Origin of the sequence: Paenibacillus arenilitoris (assembly GCF_014705655.1) — a bacterium.
Taxonomy (GTDB): Bacteria; Bacillota; Bacilli; order Paenibacillales; family Paenibacillaceae; genus Pristimantibacillus; species Pristimantibacillus arenilitoris.
Window position 1 is genome coordinate 1 of record NZ_JACXIY010000043.1, and the last position, 17,770, is coordinate 17,770.

Annotated in this window: 18 protein-coding genes and 1 rRNA gene; 17 read left to right on the forward strand and 2 right to left on the reverse strand. The window is 57.6% G+C overall.

The annotated features are described in order from the left end of the window. Positions 1-84 (forward strand): 5S ribosomal RNA (rrf, locus tag IDH41_RS32310); the annotation flags it as partial. Positions 85-215: 131 nt separating this feature from the next. Here the strand turns inward: rrf and IDH41_RS26745 are convergent. Beyond that, complete coding sequence (locus IDH41_RS26745; RefSeq protein WP_190866666.1) at positions 216-452, reverse strand: hypothetical protein; 237 nt, start codon at positions 450-452, stop codon at positions 216-218. Between the two features lie 212 nt (positions 453-664). Here IDH41_RS26745 and IDH41_RS26750 point away from each other — a divergent pair, with 212 nt between their 5' ends. From IDH41_RS26750 to pssA, 7 genes are all read left to right on the forward strand, one after another. Next, positions 665-1,126, forward strand: a complete 462-nt coding sequence (locus IDH41_RS26750; RefSeq protein ID WP_190866668.1) for a CtsR family transcriptional regulator — start codon at positions 665-667, stop codon at positions 1,124-1,126. Between the two features lie 38 nt (positions 1,127-1,164). Then, complete coding sequence (locus tag IDH41_RS26755) at positions 1,165-1,692, forward strand: UvrB/UvrC motif-containing protein (RefSeq protein WP_190866670.1); 528 nt, start codon at positions 1,165-1,167, stop codon at positions 1,690-1,692. Positions 1,693-1,762: 70 nt separating this feature from the next. Further along, entirely contained in the window at positions 1,763-2,803 is a 1,041-nt protein-coding gene (locus IDH41_RS26760) for a protein arginine kinase (protein WP_397328664.1), read from the forward strand. A gap of 2 nt (positions 2,804-2,805) precedes the next feature. Next, a complete protein-coding gene (clpC, locus tag IDH41_RS26765; protein WP_190866674.1) occupies positions 2,806-5,265 on the forward strand; it encodes an ATP-dependent protease ATP-binding subunit ClpC in 2,460 nt (819 codons plus the stop codon). 275 nt (positions 5,266-5,540) lie between these two features. Next, positions 5,541-6,908, forward strand: coding sequence for a DNA repair protein RadA (gene radA / locus IDH41_RS26770; protein ID WP_190866676.1), 1,368 nt, complete (start codon positions 5,541-5,543; stop codon positions 6,906-6,908). A 10-nt stretch (positions 6,909-6,918) separates the two neighbouring features. Further along, complete coding sequence (disA, locus tag IDH41_RS26775) at positions 6,919-7,995, forward strand: DNA integrity scanning diadenylate cyclase DisA (RefSeq protein ID WP_190866677.1); 1,077 nt, start codon at positions 6,919-6,921, stop codon at positions 7,993-7,995. An 88-nt stretch (positions 7,996-8,083) separates the two neighbouring features. Continuing rightward, positions 8,084-8,830, forward strand: a complete 747-nt coding sequence (gene pssA, locus IDH41_RS26780) for a CDP-diacylglycerol--serine O-phosphatidyltransferase (protein ID WP_190866679.1) — start codon at positions 8,084-8,086, stop codon at positions 8,828-8,830. Positions 8,831-9,024: 194 nt separating this feature from the next. On the opposite strand, the gene IDH41_RS26785 is transcribed toward pssA, so the two are convergent. Continuing rightward, positions 9,025-9,420 carry a nucleoside triphosphate pyrophosphohydrolase family protein gene (locus IDH41_RS26785; protein WP_190866681.1) on the reverse strand — a complete coding sequence of 132 codons (396 nt, stop codon included), beginning with the start codon at positions 9,418-9,420 and terminating at the stop codon, positions 9,025-9,027. 175 nt (positions 9,421-9,595) lie between these two features. Here IDH41_RS26785 and IDH41_RS26790 point away from each other — a divergent pair, with 175 nt between their 5' ends. The 9 genes from IDH41_RS26790 (at position 9,596) to IDH41_RS26830 (ending at position 17,755) form a co-directional block, all read left to right on the forward strand. After that, on the forward strand, positions 9,596-10,693 hold the full coding sequence (locus IDH41_RS26790) for a PIN/TRAM domain-containing protein (RefSeq protein ID WP_190866683.1): 1,098 nt from the start codon (positions 9,596-9,598) through the stop codon (positions 10,691-10,693). Between the two features lie 43 nt (positions 10,694-10,736). After that, on the forward strand, positions 10,737-11,447 hold the full coding sequence (gene ispD, locus IDH41_RS26795; protein WP_190866685.1) for a 2-C-methyl-D-erythritol 4-phosphate cytidylyltransferase: 711 nt from the start codon (positions 10,737-10,739) through the stop codon (positions 11,445-11,447). Continuing rightward, complete coding sequence (gene ispF / locus IDH41_RS26800; RefSeq protein ID WP_190866686.1) at positions 11,444-11,926, forward strand: 2-C-methyl-D-erythritol 2,4-cyclodiphosphate synthase; 483 nt, start codon at positions 11,444-11,446, stop codon at positions 11,924-11,926. The genes ispD and ispF overlap by 4 nt, the downstream gene beginning before the upstream one ends. A gap of 71 nt (positions 11,927-11,997) precedes the next feature. Then, positions 11,998-13,461 (forward strand): glutamate--tRNA ligase, encoded by a 1,464-nt coding sequence (gene gltX / locus IDH41_RS26805; RefSeq protein ID WP_190866688.1) that lies wholly within the window; start codon positions 11,998-12,000, stop codon positions 13,459-13,461. Positions 13,462-13,930: 469 nt separating this feature from the next. Beyond that, positions 13,931-14,599: a serine O-acetyltransferase gene (cysE, locus tag IDH41_RS26810; RefSeq protein ID WP_190866690.1), complete on the forward strand. Its 669-nt coding sequence runs from the start codon at positions 13,931-13,933 to the stop codon at positions 14,597-14,599. Further along, the gene (gene cysS, locus IDH41_RS26815) at positions 14,596-16,014 is read left to right on the forward strand and encodes a cysteine--tRNA ligase (RefSeq protein WP_190866692.1); all 1,419 of its coding nucleotides are present in this window, start codon (positions 14,596-14,598) and stop codon (positions 16,012-16,014) included. Before cysE ends, cysS begins: the two co-directional genes overlap by 4 nt. Beyond that, a complete protein-coding gene (locus tag IDH41_RS26820) occupies positions 16,011-16,439 on the forward strand; it encodes a Mini-ribonuclease 3 (RefSeq protein ID WP_190866694.1) in 429 nt (142 codons plus the stop codon). Before cysS ends, IDH41_RS26820 begins: the two co-directional genes overlap by 4 nt. A gap of 32 nt (positions 16,440-16,471) precedes the next feature. Then, on the forward strand, positions 16,472-17,227 hold the full coding sequence (rlmB, locus tag IDH41_RS26825) for a 23S rRNA (guanosine(2251)-2'-O)-methyltransferase RlmB (RefSeq protein ID WP_190866695.1): 756 nt from the start codon (positions 16,472-16,474) through the stop codon (positions 17,225-17,227). 3 nt (positions 17,228-17,230) lie between these two features. Continuing rightward, positions 17,231-17,755, forward strand: coding sequence for an NYN domain-containing protein (locus tag IDH41_RS26830; RefSeq protein ID WP_190866697.1), 525 nt, complete (start codon positions 17,231-17,233; stop codon positions 17,753-17,755). The last annotated feature ends 15 nt before the right edge of the window (positions 17,756-17,770 follow it).

The following is a 17,770-nucleotide window of genomic DNA, read 5'->3' on the forward strand; positions in this document are numbered from 1 at the left end:
CCCATACCGAACACGACCGTTAAGCCCTCCAGCGCCGATGGTACTTAGACCGCAGGGTCTTGGGAGAGTAGGACGTCGCCAAGCACAGAAGACCTGTCACAATTTACTGTGACAGGTTTTTTCTGTATGTATGGCGACTTCTACCTCTCCTTGTTGGGAGAGTGTCTGAACCTTCCGATCGAAGCAACTCGACGAAGGTGGCCGTCCTTAGAGGTTCAGACGCCGACCTCGAAGCGTTCGCCAAGAAGCTTATCCGTCCGGTGCGGAAAGGCCATCGCCAAGCACGAGGAACCTACCGCATGCATGCGGTAGGTTTTTTGTTGTTTATGCGAAGAAGAAGGCGACTTCATCCCTCGTGGTTCGGCAAGACAAGGTTCGATAACGATCCATCCTAAGGTACGAGCGACCTCGGAGAGGGGCATTTTTTCATACGGGCAAAAGGCCAGGCTCATGTATAAACGGCTTCCCGCCGCACCAAGCTATTATAAAAAGGTTTGTCCGATGCACTTGACCTTTTGAACATTTTGCATATAATATAAATCAAAGTCAAAGAAAGTCAAAGTCAGTTATCAGAATATTTCGCATATGTCGATAACGGCTAACGACCTTTTTGATTTGAAGGCTCAATTTTGGTTTACCGGTTTATAGCAGGGAGGTTGGTTGTTTGCGTAACATATCCGATCTCATCGAACAGTATTTGAAGCACATGCTCCAGGACAGTCCGGAAGGCGCGGTCGAAATTCAGCGCAACGATTTGGCTGACAAATTTTCTTGCGTGCCGTCGCAGATCAATTACGTCATCAGTACCCGATTCACTTTGGAGAAGGGGTACATGGTCGAAAGCAAGCGCGGCGGCGGCGGATACATCCGCATCCAGCGGATCGATCTTCCGGCATTGAAATCGATTCAATCCCATATCGAGCAGACGATTGGCGAACGCGTCGATCAAGGCGCGGCGGAAGGATTGATCTACCAGCTTGAGGAAGCGGAGCTCATCACGAGGCGGGAGGCGGGCTTGCTGCGTGCGGCCGTGCATCGGGAGACGATCGCGCTGAAGCTGCCGCTAAGGGACGAGATCAGAGCGAGGCTGCTTCGCTCGATGCTCATTTCATTGCTGGTGAAATAACGGCGAGGTCCGTTGCGACCGGAAGGAGGGATCCAGGCTTGTATTGCCAAGAATGCGGTAAGAAGCCGGCCACGCTTCATTTTACGAAAATCGTTAACGGTGAGAAGACCGAATTCCATATTTGCGAAAGCTGCGCCCGCGAGAAGGGTGAAGGCATTCCCGGAGCTCCCAATAGCTTCTCCATCCATAGCTTATTGTCCGGGCTTCTGGATTTCGAGCAGCTCGGCAATGCCGGAATCGGCGGAGGCATGAAGCAGCAGCCGGCCCAGCGATGCGAGGAATGCGGCCTCACCTACGCCCAGTTCAGCAAGATCGGGCGCTTCGGCTGCAGTAATTGCTATCAGGCCTTTGCCGATAAGCTCGATCCTCTGCTCAAGCGGGTACACAGCGGCACCGTTCATACCGGCAAAATTCCAAAGCGCTCCGGCGGCCAAATCAAGTGCAAGCGGGAAATCGAGCAGCTTAGACGGGATTTGCAGGCGAAGATCGAGAACGAAGAATTCGAGAACGCGGCTCAGCTTCGGGATCGGATTCGCGAGCTGGAGCGCAAAATAGCGGATTTGTAGATGGGGAAGGAAGGAGTGACCAGGTGTTTTGACGAATCATCGATTTACGCAGCATGCGCTTAGCGAATGGATGAAGGATGAAGGTCCGGAATCCGAAATCGTCATCAGCAGCCGTATTCGCATCGCCCGCAACTTGCGCCATCAGCCGTTCCCGATGCTGTCCACGAACCAGCAGGCGAAGGAAGTAATGGAGCAGCTGACGGAGGTTAGCCGGTCAGGCAAGCTGACGCCGATCATCGGCGAGTTCGAGACGATCCCGTTGTCCGAGCTTACGGAGCTCGATAAGCGGGTGCTCGTCGAAAAGCATCTGATCAGCCCGAGCCTCGCGAACGAGTCGCGCAGCGGAGCGGTTATCCTGAGCGAGAACGAATCGGTCAGCATTATGATTAACGAAGAAGACCATTTGCGCATCCAATGTTTGTACCCGGGTTTTCAAATCCAGGAGGCTTGGGCGTTGGCCAGCGGCATTGACGATATTTTCGAAGAAGAAGCCGATTACGCCTTCGACGAGAGGCGCGGTTACTTGACGACTTGTCCGACGAATGTCGGAACGGGCATCCGGGCGTCGGTCATGATGCATTTGCCGGCTCTCGTGCTCACAAGTCAAATCAACCGCATTTTGTCGGCGGTTACGCAAGTCGGATTGGCGGTTAGAGGCTTGTACGGGGAAGGCAGCGAAGCGCTCGGCAACCTGTTCCAGGTGTCGAACCAAGTGACGCTGGGCCAATCCGAGAATGAAATCATCGATAACCTGTACGGCGTTGCCCGGCAAATTATCGAGCATGAGAAGGCGGCTCGCAAGCGCTTGATGCAAGATTCGCGGCTGCGGATCGAGGATCGCATCAGACGGTCGTTCGGGATTTTGTCCTATGCGTCCGTCATGGATTCCAAAGAAGCGGCGCAGCGGCTGTCCGACGTGCGGCTTGGCGCGGATCTCGGTCTTTTGCCGGTGGCGGGCACGCAGGTTCTTAACGAACTGCTCGTCATGACGCAGCCCGGCTTCCTGCAGCAAACCTTCCAGGAGAAGTTGAGCGCGGAGCAGCGGGACGTGCGCAGAGCAGAGCTCATTCGCAAAAAATTAAGCGGTGAATCCGATCATGGGGGTGCATGAATATGATGTTTGGACGTTTTACAGAACGGGCGCAGAAGGTGCTCGCATTGGCGCAGGAGGAAGCGGTTCGGCTCGGACATAACAATATCGGCACGGAGCATATTTTGCTTGGCTTGATACGCGAAGGGGAAGGCATCGCGGCGAAAGCGCTAATCGGACTCGGGCTGGGTCTCGAGAAAATCCAGGACGAGGTCGAGGCGCTGATCGGACGCGGCCAAGAGCAGCCGAACAATATCGCCTATACGCCTCGCGCCAAAAAAGTCATCGAGCTGTCCATGGATGAAGCAAGGAAGCTCGGCCATACGTACGTCGGCACGGAGCATATCCTGCTCGGGCTGATTCGTGAAGGGGAAGGCGTGGCGGCGCGCGTGCTGAACAACCTCGGCATCAGCCTGAACAAGGCACGCCAGCAAGTGCTGCAGCTGCTCGGAAGCAGCGAGGCGGTATCGAGCAACCACGGCTCGCAAGCGAACGTGAGCACGCCGACGCTTGACGGTCTGGCGAGGGACCTTACCGCGTTCGCGAAAGAAGGCAACCTCGATCCGGTTATCGGCCGCAGCAAGGAAATCGAGCGCGTCATCCAGGTGCTGAGCCGCCGGACGAAGAACAATCCGGTCCTTATCGGGGAACCGGGCGTCGGCAAGACGGCGATCGCCGAAGGTTTGGCGCAGAAGATCATCGCCAACGAAATTCCGGAGACGCTGCGCGACAAGCGCGTCATGACGCTCGATATGGGTTCCGTCGTCGCGGGAACGAAGTACCGCGGCGAATTCGAGGACCGGCTGAAGAAGATCATGGATGAAATCCGTCAAGCGGGCAACATCATTCTGTTCATCGACGAGCTGCATACGCTGATCGGCGCGGGCGGCGCGGAAGGCGCGATCGACGCTTCGAATATTTTGAAGCCGGCGCTGGCGCGCGGCGAGCTGCAGTGCATTGGCGCCACGACGCTCGACGAATACCGGAAATATATCGAGAAGGACGCGGCCCTCGAGCGCCGGTTCCAGCCGATTACGGTGGATCAGCCTTCGACGGACGAGGCGATTCAAATTTTGTACGGCCTGCGCGACCGTTACGAAGCGCATCACCGAGTGAAAATTACGGACGACGCGATCGTGCAAGCGGTGAAGCTGTCGGACCGTTATATACCGGACCGGTTCCTGCCGGACAAAGCGATCGACCTGATCGACGAGGCCGGATCGAAGGTACGGCTCAATTCCTATACGATCCCGCCGAACTTGAAGCAGCTGGAAAGCCGCCTGGAGGACATCCGCAAGGAGAAGGACGCGGCGGTTCAGAGCCAGGAATTCGAGAAGGCGGCGGCGCTTCGCGATACCGAGCAGAAGATTCGCGAAGAGCTGGACGTTACGAAAAACCAATGGAAAGAAAAGCAGGGCCGCACCGATTCCGAGGTTACGCCTGAAGATATCGCGCAGGTCGTGGCAAGCTGGACCGGAATTCCGGTCAGCAAGCTGGCCGAAGAAGAAACCGAGCGCCTGCTGAAGATGGAGTCGATTCTCCACGACCGCGTCATCGGCCAGGACGACGCCGTGAAGTCGGTCGCCCGCGCCATCCGCCGCGCCCGCGCCGGCCTTAAGGATCCGAAACGTCCGATCGGCTCGTTCATCTTCCTCGGACCGACCGGCGTCGGGAAGACGGAGCTCGCCAGAGCGCTGGCCGAATCGATGTTCGGCGACGAGAACGCGGTGATCCGCATCGATATGTCGGAGTACATGGAGAAGCATTCGACCTCGCGTCTGGTCGGAGCGCCTCCGGGCTACGTCGGATATGAAGAAGGCGGACAGCTGACGGAGAAGGTTCGCCGCAAGCCATATTCGGTCGTGCTGCTCGACGAAATCGAGAAGGCGCATCCGGAAGTGTTCAACATCCTGCTGCAAGTGCTCGAGGATGGCCGCTTGACCGACTCGAAAGGCCGGGTCGTCGACTTCCGCAACACGCTGATCATCATGACGTCCAACGTCGGCGCCGATCAAATCAAGCGCAATTCTTCGCTCGGCTTTACGGCGACGCAGGATGCGGGACGCGATTTCGCCGTCATGAAGGACAAAGTAATGGCGGAGCTTAAGAAGAGCTTCCGTCCGGAGTTCCTGAACCGGATCGACGAGACGATCGTATTCCACTCGCTCGGCGAGGAGCATATCGCTCAAATCGTCACGCTGATGTCGGAGGAGCTGCGCAAGCGGCTGCGCGAGCAGGAAGTGGACTTCGCGCTCACCGATTCGGCGAAAGCGTTCCTGGCGAAGGAAGGCTTCGATCCGGCATACGGAGCGCGTCCGCTGCGCCGGGCGATCCAGAAGCATATCGAGGACCGCATCTCCGAGGAGCTGCTGATGGGCAATATCCGCAAGGGCGATTCGTTCGTCATCGACGAGAAGGACGGCGCGCTCGTCGTCACGAAGGCGCAAGCCGAGCCCGCTTCCGAAGAGCCGGCGACGAAATAACCGAAATTAGCGAAGAACCCGTTATCCACTTGTGGATAACGGGTTCTTTTTCTGCCCTGTTATCCCGATTGGGGGCAAGTCTACAGTATGTGGATAAAGTGTATAAAATGTTAATAATTCTGTGGATAAATCCGATATTAAACGATGAGGAACGAGTCGAATGTGAATATCGAAACCGTTCTTGCCGCGCAGGAGCAAATTCGTGCACAAGGTGGGTTTATACGATGAAGATTAAATGGTAAACTTTATATATTGTCAATGGTAAGGAGCATATCATGGCCAAAATCAAATCGAAATTCGTCTGCACGGAATGCGGCACCGAATCGGCGAAGTGGCTCGGCAAATGCCCGGGCTGCCATGCATGGAATTCCATGGTGGAAGAAAAGGAGACGGTCGTCAAGACGAAGGGCGTCGGATTATCGTCGATTCATGCGAAAGAAAAGCCGCAATCCATCATACATATAGAGAGCGGGCAGGAGCCGCGCATAGAAACGAAGATGCTGGAGCTGAACCGGGTGCTCGGCGGAGGCGTCGTGCCCGGCTCGCTCATATTGGTCGGCGGGGATCCGGGCATCGGGAAATCGACGCTCCTGCTGCAAACCTCCCACGCCCTCGCGGTCAAAGGGCTGCGGGTGCTTTATATTTCCGGGGAGGAGTCGGTGCGCCAGACGAAGCTTCGGGCAGACCGTCTCGGCGCGCTGACGGAAACTCTTTATGTATTATGCGAGACCAATATGGAGCAAATTAACGAGGCGGTCGAATCGGTGCAGCCGGATTTCCTCGTCATCGACTCGATTCAGACCGTATACGATCCGAACGTGCAATCCGCGCCCGGAAGCGTGTCCCAGGTTCGCGAATGCACGGCGCATTTCATGCGGGTCGCCAAAATCAAAGGCATCGCGACGGTGCTTGTCGGACACGTGACCAAGGAAGGGGCGATCGCGGGGCCGAGATTGCTCGAGCATATGGTGGATTGCGTCCTCTATTTCGAAGGGGAGCGGCATCATACATACCGGCTGCTGAGAGCGGTCAAGAACCGGTTCGGTTCAACGAACGAAATCGGCATTTTCGAAATGGGCGAGGACGGGCTGCGCGAAGTATCCAATCCGTCCGAGCTGTTCCTCTCCGAGCGCCCGCTCGGCGTATCGGGCTCGACGGTCGTCGCGAGCATGGAGGGCACGAGGCCGATTCTGGTCGAGCTGCAGGCGCTCGTCGCGACGACGAACTTCCCGTCGCCGAGAAGGATGGCGGCCGGAATCGACCATCACCGGATGGCGCTCATCATCGCGGTGCTGGAGAAACGCAACGGCATGTTCCTTCAGACGCAGGACGCCTATCTTAACGTCGCAGGCGGGGTCAAGCTGGATGAGCCGGCCGTCGATCTGGCGGCGGCGGTCAGCCTGGCTTCCAGCTTCCGCGACGCGCCGACGAAGCCGTACGACGTCATCTTCGGCGAAGTCGGGCTAACGGGCGAGGTGCGCGCCGTATCGCGGGCGGAGCAGCGGGTGAAGGAAGCGGAGAAGCTCGGCTTCAAGAGGATCATTATGCCGGAGAAAAGCTTGAAGGGCTGGAAGCCGCCTTCGGGCATCGAAATAATCGGCGTCACCACGGTGGCGGAAGCACTCAAGGCAGCGCTTGGATAGGGGGCAGATGATGAAGGAACCAACCCAGATTGAAATCATGAACCAATTATTGCAATTAGTCGCGCCAGGCACCCCTTTTCGGGAAGGGCTCGAGAACGTGCTTCGCGCCAAGACGGGGGCGCTCATCGTGGTCGGCTACAGCCCGGAAGTGATGGAGGTCGTCGATGGCGGCTTCTCCATCAATTGCGACTTCTCGCCGAACTACTTGTATGAACTTGCCAAGATGGACGGGGCTATTATTATGAGCGAGGATATGAGACGGATTTTGTACGCGAATACTCAGCTGATTCCGAACAGCTCGATCCCGTCGATCGAGACCGGCATCCGACACCGTACGGCGGAGCGGGTTGCCAAGCAGACGGGCAAGCTCGTCGTCTCGATCTCCCAGCGCCGGAATATCATTACGCTGTATCAAGGCAATCTTCGCTATTCGCTGAAGGATATGGGCGTCATTCTGACCAAGGCGAACCAAGCGATTCAGACGCTGGAGAAATATAAGGCCGTGCTCAGCCAGTCCTTCACCAACCTGTCCGCGCTCGAATTCGAGGAGCTCGTCACGCTGCAGGAAGTGGCCCACGTCATCCAGCGGGTCGAAATGGTGCTTCGCATCAAGATGGAAATCAAGCGCTACGTCAACGAGCTCGGGACGGAAGGCCGACTGATCAGCATGCAGATGGATGAGCTGGTCGGCGGCGTGGAAGAGGACGCCTGGTATTTGCTCAAGGATTACGCGAAGGAAAACTCGGACGAGAAAATCAGGGAAATTCGCGCCGGATTGAAGAAGCTCAGCTCCGACGAGCTGCTCGACGCCCCTCCGATCGTGCGTCTGATCGGTTATCCGCATACGAACAACATGATCGACGAATCGGTATCGCCGCGCGGCTACCGGCTGCTCAACAAAATCCCGAGGCTGCCGCTGATCATCATGAACAACCTGGTCGAGCGCTTCAGCCGCTTGCCCCATATTCTGATGGCGACAATCGAGGAGCTCGACGAAGTGGACGGAATCGGGGAAGTGCGGGCGCGCGCGATCAAGGAAGGCCTGAAGCGGATTCAAGAACAGATGTTCATTGACAGGCAAATTTAAATCCCATACAATAGACTGAATGTGGCCTTGCGACGTTGCGATACATTCGTTAAAGGTTTTGGGGCATAGTAGAGAAGAGGTGGAAAAGATGATCACAAAGTCGATACCGAGCCTTCTCACGGTGGGGAACCTATTCCTAGGAGTAATCGCCATCATTCTTGTTTTTAACGAAAAACCGGACACGGCGGCGATGATGGTCTTGATCGCGATGCTGCTCGACGGGGTGGACGGACGCGTTGCCCGGGCGCTGAACGCCCAAAGCGAATTCGGCAAAGAGCTCGACTCGTTAGCCGATGTCATTTCGTTTGGCGTGGCTCCGGCTTTTATTATGTATGTGGTCGCTTTTCAAGAACTCAATCCGGCATTCGCGTGGATCGTAACGGCCTTGTTCCCGATTTGCGGCGCGCTCAGGCTTGCCCGCTTTAATGTGATTGCGAGCGCCCCGGGCTATTTTATCGGACTTCCGATCCCGGCCGCCGGCGGCGTGCTGGCGACGCTTGCTTTATTCAAAGACGACATTTACGTATCGGTGCTGCTGGCCAGCACGCTGCTGCTGTCCATTCTAATGGTTAGCACCATTAAATATCCGAATTTCAAGAAGGTCGGCATACCGAAGAGCGCGGTGTGGGTCGTACCGCTCGTCATTATCGCGGCGATCGTTCTCGGACTCGTGTTCAAGAACGAGCTGTCCAAAATTTTGTTCGTGCCGCTGCTGCTTTACGCGCTGTACGGCCTAAAAAAAAACGTTGACCGACGCCTTAAGAAGCGCAGCCGCAAGCGCGGCAAAGCGTCGGATCAGCCGGAAGATCCGGTGCAATCCGAAACGACGGCCTAAAACAAAAACCGCCGATTCATCTCCCCCGAGGAGGAATGGATCGAGCGGTTTTTTTCATCGTGAAACGAGCTTATGACACTAAAGGACGGCACAGAACCGAGCTGTGTAAGATGCAGCTAGCGGTTCGTGCGTTGCGTCAGCCGTTTACACTTGTGTGTCGCTGCTGCGGCGGCTTGACAGTCCGGCGATCCGCATCAAGTCAGGTTAAATAATCCAAGCGTCGTGCATTTGTCGTATTCGTTCGCTACAACTTCATCCAGTTGAATATTAAGCTGATTACATAATGCAGTCATGTAAAACAGGTTGCGGCCAAGCTCGGATTTGAGCGCGTCCCGGCAATGCTCGCATACGGTGCCCGTTAGATGGCTCTGCAACGTCGCCTTCGCTTCCTCGAGATTCAGCCCGTCCGAGTATTGCTGCTTCTTGGCATTAAGTTCAATGCAGCCGCAATCCGTAACGGCCTTCGTGACCGTGCGGTTAACGGAAGCGCCTGATTGTCCGAACTTCGACATGACATCCAGCAGGCTCCGGTGTCTAAGCAGCAATTCCGATACTTGCTGCTGAAATTGATTCAATGTTGGAGCACTCATCGGTTCCACCTCTTTCACCAACCTCTTGTGTAGTAACCTCAATTCCCATTATAAGGCTCCGAAGGAACGTTTTCAAAATGTGAATTATTAAAAAAAATAAATGTTTGCAAGAAAACGGCCCCCCACGATTAACAAGACAATTATTAGAACATAATTGTAGTGGAGGTGAACCATAATGGTTAGACGAATAATTCAATTGATAGGGATGTTGTTCGGCGGTATGGCCGGGGGTGAAGTGTACGGGTGGATGAACGGAGCGGCCGTATGGTCCGGCTCTTCCTTCGGAATGCTTCAGCGGTCCGGCACTTATTACATGAACGTAGCCATCGGCGCGGCTTTCGGCGTTATCGCTGCGACGATGCTCGCAGGCAAAATCATTCGATACATGCAAAGCGGCGCGGAGCAGACGGCGGGGATGCCGATGCCGCAGCTGCTCGCCGGAGCGGGAGGACTGCTCTCGGGCCTTCTGCTCGCGGTGCTGCTCTATCCGGCCGTCGCCGGGCTGGACGGGATCGGCCGTCTGCTTCCCGCGGCGTTGATGCTGGTTTTCGGTTACGTGGGCATGAGGATCGGGCTGCATAAGCAGGAAGAGATCGCGGCGGGGTTCGCGGCGCTGCTGGAAAAGCGCAGAAGCTTGCCGGCGGCGGAGGAAAAGAGCGGTTACGAGGAGCATAAAATTTTGGATACGAGCGTCATTATCGACGGCCGGATCGCGGATATTTGCAAAACCGGGTTTATCGAAGGCACGCTCGTCATTCCCGAATTCGTGCTCGAGGAGCTGCAGCATATCGCGGATTCTTCGGATTTGCTCAAGCGCAACAGAGGGCGCCGCGGGCTCGATATTTTGAACAAAATCCAAAAGGAGCTCGACGTCAAGGTTCTCATCTACGAAGGCGATTTCGAGGAGATCGGCGAAGTGGACAGCAAGCTGGTGAAGCTGGCGAAGGCGCTTCGCGGCAAGGTCGTCACCAACGACTTCAACCTGAATAAAGTGTGCGAGCTGCAAGGCGTATCGGTGCTGAATATTAATGATTTGGCCAATGCGGTGAAGCCGGTCGTTCTGCCGGGTGAAGAAATTATTGTTCAAGTGATAAAGGACGGCAAGGAGCATGGCCAAGGCGTCGCTTATTTGGACGACGGCACGATGATCGTCGTGGAAGGCGGCCGGGAATACATCGGCACGACGATGGAGGTGCTCGTGACGAGCGTCCTGCAGACGTCGGCGGGCCGGATGATCTTTGCCAAGCCGAAGCTGTTGGAAAAAGCGCTGTAACAAGGTATGATGGTACTATTACGGTGCGAGGCAGGTTGAACGAATGGGAGCAGGTTGGGGAGTCGTGGTCGTCGCGGCCGGACGCGGGACGCGGATGGGCACGAAGGAAAGCAAGCAATATTTGCGGCTGGCGGACAAGCCGATACTCGTTCATACGCTTGAGCTGTTCCAGTCGCTCGGCGAGGTGGAGGAAGCGGCGCTCGTCGTCGGAAGCGCCGACGTCGAGCGGTGCCGGCAATGGGTTCGCGAGTATAAACTGACGAAGGTGACGGCGGTCGTGGAAGGCGGCAAGGAGCGTCAGCATTCGGTCCATCGCGGGCTGGCCGCCCTTACGACGGAGTGGGCGATGGTCCATGACGGCGTCCGTCCGCTCGTGACGGCGGAAGCGGTCCGCGCCTGCTGCGCGGCAGCCGAGAAGAACGGAGCGGCGGTGCTTGCCGTGCCGGTGAAGGATACGATCAAGCAAGTGAACGAAGCGGGGATCATCGTGTCCACGCCGGACCGCCGAAGCTTGTGGGCGATACAGACGCCGCAGGCTTTTCGGCGCGTCTTGCTGCTTAAGGCGCTTGCGCGCGCGGAGTCGGAAGGCTTCGTCGGAACGGACGACGCGATGGCCGTCGAGCGCATGGGCGTACAGGTAGCCGTCGCGGAAGGCGACTATACGAATATAAAAATAACGACGCCGGAAGATTTGCCGTGGGCGGAATTTTTGCTCTCACGGCGCCGGTCAGAGGGGAAGAGGGATGACGTATGATTCGGGTTGGACAAGGCTTTGACGTGCATCAGCTGGTGGAAGGGCGTCCTTGCATTATCGGAGGGGTGACGATTCCTTACGAGAAGGGGCTGCTCGGGCATTCCGACGCGGACGTGCTGCTGCATGCCGTATCGGACGCGATTCTCGGCGCGCTCGCGCTGGGCGATATCGGGAAGCACTTTCCGGACACGGATGCCGAGTATAAGGACGCCGACAGCTTGAAGCTGCTTGAGCATGTTTGGTCCCTTGCGCGCGAGCGCGGCTACAAGCTCGGCAATATCGATTCGACGATCATCGCGCAGCGGCCCAAGATGCTGCCTTACATTCCCCAAATGACGGAAATTATCGCGAAGGCGCTTGGCGCGGACGTTGCCCAGGTGAACGTGAAGGCGACGACGACGGAGACGCTCGGCTTCGCGGGGCGCGGCGAAGGAATTGCGGCGCAATCGGTTGTTTGCTTAATTAAGGATGTGCTATGATCGGGATTATATAATTAAGCGCCCGTATTCGAAGCGGGATTTGATTGGCACAACTTCAAGGAGGGATATCAATGACGGCAGAAGTTCGCGTGCGTTATGCGCCGTCTCCGACGGGCCATTTACATATCGGCAATGCCAGAACGGCCTTATTCAATTATTTGTTCGCGAGAAGCCGCGGCGGAAAGTTCATCATCCGGATCGAGGATACGGACGTGAAGCGCAACGTGGCCGGCGGGGAAGAAAGCCAGCTGAAGTACTTGAAGTGGCTCGGCATCGATTGGGACGAGAGCGTCGACATTGGAGGCGGCTACGGTCCTTACCGCCAGACGGAGCGTCTCGATATTTACAAAAACTATTGGCAGGACCTGCTGGACCGCGGTCTCGCCTATCGCTGCTACTGCACGGAAGAGGAACTCGAGCGGGAGCGCGAGGAGCAGCTGGGGCGCGGCGAGACGCCTCGCTACTCCGGCCGTCACCGCGATCTGACCGAGGAGCAGCGCCGGTCGTTCGAAGCGGAAGGCCGCGTGCCGAGCATCCGCTTCCGCGTGCCGGAGAAGCGCAGCTACGCGTTCGACGATATGGTGAAAGGGGCGATCAGCTTCGATACGGCCGAGATGGGCGATTTCGTCATCGTGAAGAAGGACGGCATTCCGACGTATAACTTCGCCGTCGCGCTTGACGACCATTTGATGAAGATCAGCCACGTCCTGCGCGGCGAGGACCATATCTCCAACACGCCGCGCCAGCTTATGATCTACGAGGCGTTCGGCTGGGAGCCGCCGAGGTTCGGCCACATGACGCTCATCGTGAACGAGCAGCGCAAGAAGCTGAGCAAGCGCGACGAGTCCATCATTCAATTCATCTCGCAATACGACGAGCTAGGTTATTTGCCGGAAGCGATGTTCAACTTTATCGCCCTGCTCGGCTGGTCGCCCGAAGGGGAGCAGGAGATGTTCCTGCGCGACGAGCTGATCGGGGCGTTCAATCCGGACCGCCTCAGCAAGAGCCCGGCCGTATTCGATACGCAGAAGCTGAGCTGGATGAACAACGAGTACTTGAAAAAAGCCGATCTGAACCGACTGGTCGATCTGTGCATCCCGCATTTGCAGCAGGCGGGCCGGCTGCCGGAGGATCTCGTCGCGGAAGTTCGCACCTGGGCGACGGATCTCGTCGCGCTTCATCAGGATAAGCTGCGCTACGCGGCGGAGATCGTTCCGCTGACGGAACTGTTCTTCCGCGAGACGGTGGCCGACGAGGACGATGCCGCGGCCGTTCTGGCCGAAGAGCAGGTGCCGGCCGTGCTGGGGGCGTTCCTTGGCTTGGTGGAAGCGGGCGAAACGGAATTCGACGTAGACGGGATCAAGGACATGATCAAGAGCGTGCAGAAGTCGACCGGCTTCAAAGGGAAGCAGCTGTTCATGCCGATCCGCGCCGCGCTGACCGGGCAAACGCACGGACCGGACTTGAACCAGTCGATCGCGCTGCTCGGCAAGGAGAAGGTCATCGGCCGCTTGCGCGTTCGCTTAAACGGATAAGCCGCGAGGCGAAGGCATCCGAAGGAGGCGGAGGGTCGGGCGGCGCGAGAAACGCCCTTGTCACCTTTTTGCTTATTCGGTATACTATGACTAATATTAATTAGTGTGGAACGGCCGTGATCAGGAGAAGTACGTTTGCCAGCGGATTCGCAGAGAGGACAACCGTCATTCGAATCGGCGCTGCTTGGAAGACGCAGCGGGGAGAGGGATGGGGCTGGGAGTTGTCTAGTCCGCCGAACGGAAATATGCACCTGGGAGCCTTGCTCCGAGCCGCTTGACAGCGGGGTAGGCGGCAACGTAGCGTCTGCGTTAAAGACATCTAAGACGAACGACTTTCAGGCCGAGCCGCCGGAAGGCATGTTCAAGCAGAGTGGAACCGCGTGATAATACGCCTCTGCAGCATTCGATGCTGCGGGGGCTTTTTTTTATACATCAGAAATTATAGCGCAAGTAAAAAGGAGTCTTGACTATGTTTCGCCATTTTCGATCGGACATTCAAGCGGTATTCGAGAACGATCCGGCTGCCCGCAGCCGCTTCGAGGTCGTCTTCACGTATTCGGGCCTGCACGCCATATGGGCTCACCGCATTGCTCATCCGCTATACCGCAGGGGATGGTTCACGCTCGCCCGTATCATCTCGCAGGTCAGCCGCTTCATGACGGGCATCGAGATTCATCCCGGCGCCCGGATCGGCGACAGGCTGTTCATCGACCACGGAATGGGCGTCGTTATAGGGGAGACATGCGAAATCGGGGACGACGTCGTCATCTATCAAGGGGTGACGCTTGGGGGAACGGGCAAGGAGAAGGGCAAGCGCCATCCGACGATCGGCAACAACGTCGTCATCGGTTCGGGCGCGAAGGTGCTCGGCTCCTTCAGCGTGGGCGACTATTCGAACATCGGCTCGAACGCGGTCGTGCTGCGCGAGGTGCCGGCGAATTGCACGGTCGTCGGCAACCCGGGACGCGTCGTGAAGCGGGACGGCCAGCGCGTGGGGGACCGGCTCGACCATACGCAGCTGCCCGATCCGGTGATCGAAATGTTCCGCGCGATGCAGAAGGAAATCGACGATTTGAAGGCCGAGCTGGAGCTGCATAAGGCTCGGGAACCTGTAGCAGAAGGAGAATTGAGAAAATGACCGTAACGATATACAATACGTTAACGCGCAAGAAAGAGACGTTCGAGCCGCTGGAAGCGGGCAAGGTGAAAATGTACGTATGCGGGCCGACCGTCTACGATTATATCCATATCGGCAACGCGCGTCCCGCAATTTTTTTCGACGTCGTCCGCCGCTATTTGGAGGATATCGGGAACGAGGTGCAATACGTCGTCAACTTCACCGACGTGGACGACAAGCTGATCAACAAGGCGGAGCAGCTCGGCACGACGGTGCCGGAGGTGGCGGAGAGGTTCATCGCCGCGTTCTATGAGGATATCGAGGCGCTCGGCATCCGCAAGGCGACGATCAATCCGCGCGTGACGGACCACATTCCGCAGATCGTCGCGTTTATTCAAAGCTTGATCGACAAAGGCTATGCCTATGCGAGCGAGGGGGATGTCTATTTCCGCACCTCGGCTTTTGCCGAATACGGCAAGCTGTCCCATCAGAACCTCGATGAGCTGCAGTTCGGCATCCGGGTCGAGACGAGCGAGCGGAAGGAGAACCCGCAGGATTTCGTGCTATGGAAGGGCGCCAAGCCCGGCGAGATCAAGTGGGAGAGCCCGTTCGGCGAAGGACGTCCGGGCTGGCATATCGAATGCTCGGCGATGGCCCGCGATTATCTCGGCGACACGATCGATATCCACGGCGGCGGCCACGACCTGCAGTTCCCGCACCACGAGTGCGAGGTGGCGCAGTCCGAGGCGCTTACGGGCAAGCCGCTGGCGAACTACTGGATGCATAACGGCTATATTCACATCAATAACGAGAAAATGTCGAAATCGCTCGGCAACGGCATTACGGTGCACGAGCTGGTGAAGAAGGTTAAGCCGGCCGCCATCCGCTATTTCATGCTTTCCGCCCACTACCGCAGCCCCATTAATTTCAGCGACGAGACGATCGCGCAGGCGGAGAACAGCGTGGAGCGGATCGCCAATTGCGCGGCCAACCTGAAGCATCGTCTCTCGGCGGAGACGGGATCGCGGACTTCGGAGGCCCAGGTCGACGCCGGGCTTGCCGCGCGGCTGGATGCGATTCTCGACCAGTTCCATACAAAGATGAGCGACGATTTCAATACGCCGGACGCCATTACCGCCCTGTTCGACCTCGTAACGGAGGCGAACCAGTACATGAACCGTCCGGACGCGTCCGCGGCAGGACTTCGCGCGCTGTTGGCCTTGCTTGAGCGGATGGACGCCGTGCTCGGCTTGCTGCCTGTTCCGCAGGCGGATGCCGGTCTGCTCGACGCGGACATCGAACAGCTCATCGTCGAAAGAACGGAAGCGCGCAAATCGAAAAACTGGGCAAGAGCCGATGAAATCCGCGACTTGTTAACGGAAAAAAACATCGTCCTGGAGGATACGCCGCAAGGTATCCGTTGGCGGCGCAAATGAACGGGCGGGAAGAAGGAAGCGCGCTGCTGTTTCATTTGCCGGCCAAGCCGCCGCAGCTGATGAATCCCGTCGTCCTCGCTTATATCGGAGACGCGGTATACGAGCTGCTGGTCAGACAGTACCTGATCTCGCTCCCGAACCAGAAATCGAATCATCTGCACCGCGAGGCGACCAGATACGTGTCCGCCAAAGGGCAGCGCGCGGTGCTGGAGCGCTGGCAGCCCCATTTGACGGAGGAGGAGGCGGACGTCGTCCGGCGGGGACGCAACGCCAAGTCGGGCAATCCCCCAAAGAACGCGGATCCGGCCGACTACCGGCTCGCGACGGCGCTCGAAAGCCTGGTCGGATATTTATATTACGAAGGACGAACCGGCCGATTGCACGAACTGCTTAGGATTGGGCTTGGCGAGGAAGGATCTTCCTGATCCCTTCCCGCCGCCATATAGGAGGATAACCGATGACCGAACTAACGAACCAGGAGGAAATCATCGCCGGCAAGCATCCCGTGCTCGAGGCGCTGCGTTCCGGTCGTGAACTGAATAAAATATGGATCGCCGAAGGATCGCAAAAAAGCTTGACCCAGCCGATCGTGGCGGAAGCGAAGAAGAACGGCATCGTCGTTCAATTCGTCGATAAGCGCAAGCTTGACGGCCTGGCTCCCGGGATCGCGCATCAAGGCGTCGTCGCGCAGGCGGCCGCTTTTGCCTACGCCGAGCCGGAGGATCTGCTCGCGCGCGCGGCCGAACGCGGGGAGGCGCCGTTTATTCTGCTGCTGGACGAAATCGAGGATCCGCATAATTTGGGCTCGATTCTGCGTACGGCGGAATGCACGGGCGCCCACGGCGTCATTATTCCGAAGCGCCGTTCGGCCGGTCTGACCGCCACGGTGCTGAAGACGTCGGCAGGCGCGGCTGAGCATGTACCGGTCGCGCGCGTGACGAATCTCGCGCAGACGATCGATAAGCTGAAAGAAGCGGGCGTATGGGTCGCCGGTACCGACGTGAGCGCGGCGCAGGACGTCTACAAGACGAAATTCGACATGCCGCTGGCGATCGTGATCGGCAACGAGAGCAAAGGGATGGGAAGGCTGATCAAGGAGAAATGCGATTTTCTCGTAAAGCTGCCGATGCTCGGGCAATTGAATTCGCTTAACGCGTCCGTTGCGGCAGGCGTGCTGATGTACGAGGTCGTCCGGCAGCGCCGGAGCGAATAAGGCATGAACCGGCGCGACGATATTTTGTTAGTCGACGGATACAACATGATCGGCGCGTGGCCGGTACTCGAGAAGCTGAAGGAGCATGACCTGGAAGAAGCGAGGGACAAGCTGCTGGACATGCTGGCGGACTACCAGGGCTTTACGGGCATGCAGGTATACGTCATTTTCGACGCGCATCAGGTGCCCGGTCTCGGAAAGACGTACCGGCAGCACAAGCTGACGATCGTCTATACGAAGGAGAAGGAAACGGCCGACGAGTGCATCGAGCGCCTATGCTCGGAGCTGTTCGCGAGGCGAAGGAACATCTACGTGGCGACCTCCGATTTGGTCGAGCAGCATGTCGCGTTCGGCAAGGGCGCGCTTCGCGTCTCCGCGCGGGAGCTTCTGATCGACATCGGGCAGAACCGCAAAAACATCGAGCAATCGCTGCGCGAAGAGAAGCCCGGACGGCGCAATTCGCTCGACGGCATCCTCAGCCTCGAGGTGCGCAGCCAGCTCGAGCGCCTTAGGCGCGGCGAGAAATAACGGGGGAAGGCTATC